The sequence below is a fragment of the Micrococcus lylae genome (assembly GCF_900163825.1).
GTDB classification, from domain to species: Bacteria; Actinomycetota; Actinomycetes; order Actinomycetales; family Micrococcaceae; genus Micrococcus; species Micrococcus lylae.
Window position 1 is genome coordinate 1 of record NZ_FUKP01000048.1, and the last position, 2,080, is coordinate 2,080.

The following is a 2,080-nucleotide window of genomic DNA, read 5'->3' on the forward strand; positions in this document are numbered from 1 at the left end:
GCTTGGGGGCAAGACTCCCGCTCAACGAGTGTCATCAACGTGATGGCCGGGTACACCTAGACTGGGGCCCGTGTTCAGCCGCAAGAAGACCTCCGAGAAGTCCAGCACTGCCCCGACGCACGGCACCGAGCCGGCCGGCGTCACGGACGAGTCGCCCGCCCGTCGCGACCGTTCCAAGCCCAAGGGTGTGCCGACCCCGCGTCGCAAGGACCAGGAGGCGGCCCGCCGTCGACCGCTGGTGCCTCAGGACCGGAAGGCCGCGAAGAAGGCGGACCGGGAGGCGATGGCCGCCGAGCGCGCGAAGATGCGCCAGGCGCTGGAGACCGGCGACGAGCGGCACCTGCCCGTGAGGGACCGCGGCGCGCAGAAGCGCTTCGTGCGCGACTACGTGGACGCCCGCTGGTCGATCGGCGAGTTCCTGCTGCCGGTGGTGTTCCTCTACATCCTGCTGATGTTCATCCCGGGTCGTGAGTTCCAGCTGGTGCTGATGTACTCGCTGTACGCCCTGGTGGCGCTGGTGATCGTGGACTCGATCATCCTCGGCTCCAAGGTCCGCAAGGCGCTGGAGGCGAAGTTCGGCACGGCCGAGCCGGGCACCAAGATGTACGCGATCATGCGTGCGCTGCAGTTCCGTCGTCTGCGGCTGCCGAAGCCGCAGGTCACGCGCGGCCACTACCCGGCCTGATTCCTCCCGGCCGACGCCGCAGACCCAGGGGCGGTCCCGAGAGAACGGGCCGCCCCTCGGTCTGTCTCTGCCGGCTTCCCGACGACGGCCGCTCCCCCTTCCGGGGCTGCTCTCCGTGGGTGCCGGACCGGCGGGACCGGCCCTCCACCCCCGGGCGGTGAGGCTCAGACGCGCAGGCGCCGTCCCAGGCCGGCGTTGATGCGGCCGGCCCAGAACGGCCCCTCGTAGAGGAAGGCCGTGTAGCCCTGCACCAGGTCGGCGCCGAGCTCGAGGCGCTGGGCCACGTCGTCAGCGGTGGTGACCCCGCCGACGCTGACCAGGGCGACGTCCTTCGGCAGCTGGGTCCGGAGCAGGCGGAGCACCTGAAGGGACCGCTGCTTCAGCGGCGCGCCGGACAGCCCGCCGGCACCGAGTCTCTCGACCTCGGCGGCATCGGTTGTCAGACCCTCCCGGCCGATGGTCGTGTTGGTGGCGATGACGCCGTCCAGCGGCAGCTGACGGGCCATGTCCGCGACGGCCACGATGTCCTCGTCGGCGAGGTCCGGGGCGATCTTCACCAGCAGCGGCAGGTGGCGGTCGGTGACGGCGGCGTCGGCCTCCTGGCGGACGGCGCGCAGCAGCGGCTCGAGGGTGGCGATCTCCTGCAGCTGGCGCAGGCCGGGGGTGTTCGGGGAGGAGACGTTCACGGCGAGGTAGTCCGCGTGCGGGGAGAGCAGGCGGGCGGAGATGCGGTAGTCCGCGGCGGCGTCGGCGAGCCCGACCAGCTTGGTCTTGCCGATGTTCGCACCCAGGACCGGGCGGATCTGGCCGAAGCGCCGCTGAAGGGTGGCGCGGGAGGCGGCCAGGCGCGGGGCGACCGCGGCGGCGCCCTCGTTGTTGAAGCCCATGCGATTGACCACCGCCCGGTCCTGCACCAGGCGGAACAGGCGGGGCTTGTCGTTGCCGGGCTGGGCCTGGGCGGTGACGGTGCCGACTTCGATGTGACCGAAGCCGAGGTCTGCCAGGGCCGTGGTGCACAGGCCGTGCTTGTCGAATCCTGCGGCGAGGCCGAACGGGGACGGGAAGCGCAGGCCCATCACGGTGCGGGCGAGCCACGGGTCCGGGCGGAAGGCGGAGCGGAGCACGGCGGAGGCGCCGGTGCGCTCGGCGGCGCGGATGCCGATCACGCCCTTCTCGTGGGCCTGCTCGGCGTCCATGCCGGAGAAGACGGCGTTGAAGAAGGGCGGGTACGCACGCGGCAGTCTCGAACTCAGCAGGGTCTCGATCCCGGTCTTCACGGAAGGCATCTGCATGTGTGCATCATCCCACGACCTGCCCCGGGCCGCGGCGGCGTGCCGCACCTAGGTGTAGGAGGGCATGACGTTGTTGACACATGCAGGGGCCAGTGAGGCCGGA

2 protein-coding genes are annotated in these 2,080 nt (G+C 71.4%); one reads left to right on the top strand and one right to left on the bottom strand.

What is annotated here, in order from left to right:
- Positions 1-70 precede the first annotated feature (70 nt).
- Positions 71-685, top strand: a complete 615-nt coding sequence (locus tag FM125_RS07065) for a DUF3043 domain-containing protein (RefSeq protein WP_070639040.1) — start codon at positions 71-73, stop codon at positions 683-685.
- 164 nt (positions 686-849) lie between these two features.
- Here FM125_RS07065 and FM125_RS07070 read toward each other — a convergent pair whose 3' ends face one another.
- Complete coding sequence (locus FM125_RS07070; protein WP_070639042.1) at positions 850-1,977, bottom strand: quinone-dependent dihydroorotate dehydrogenase; 1,128 nt, start codon at positions 1,975-1,977, stop codon at positions 850-852.
- Between the last annotated feature and the right edge of the window lie 103 nt (positions 1,978-2,080).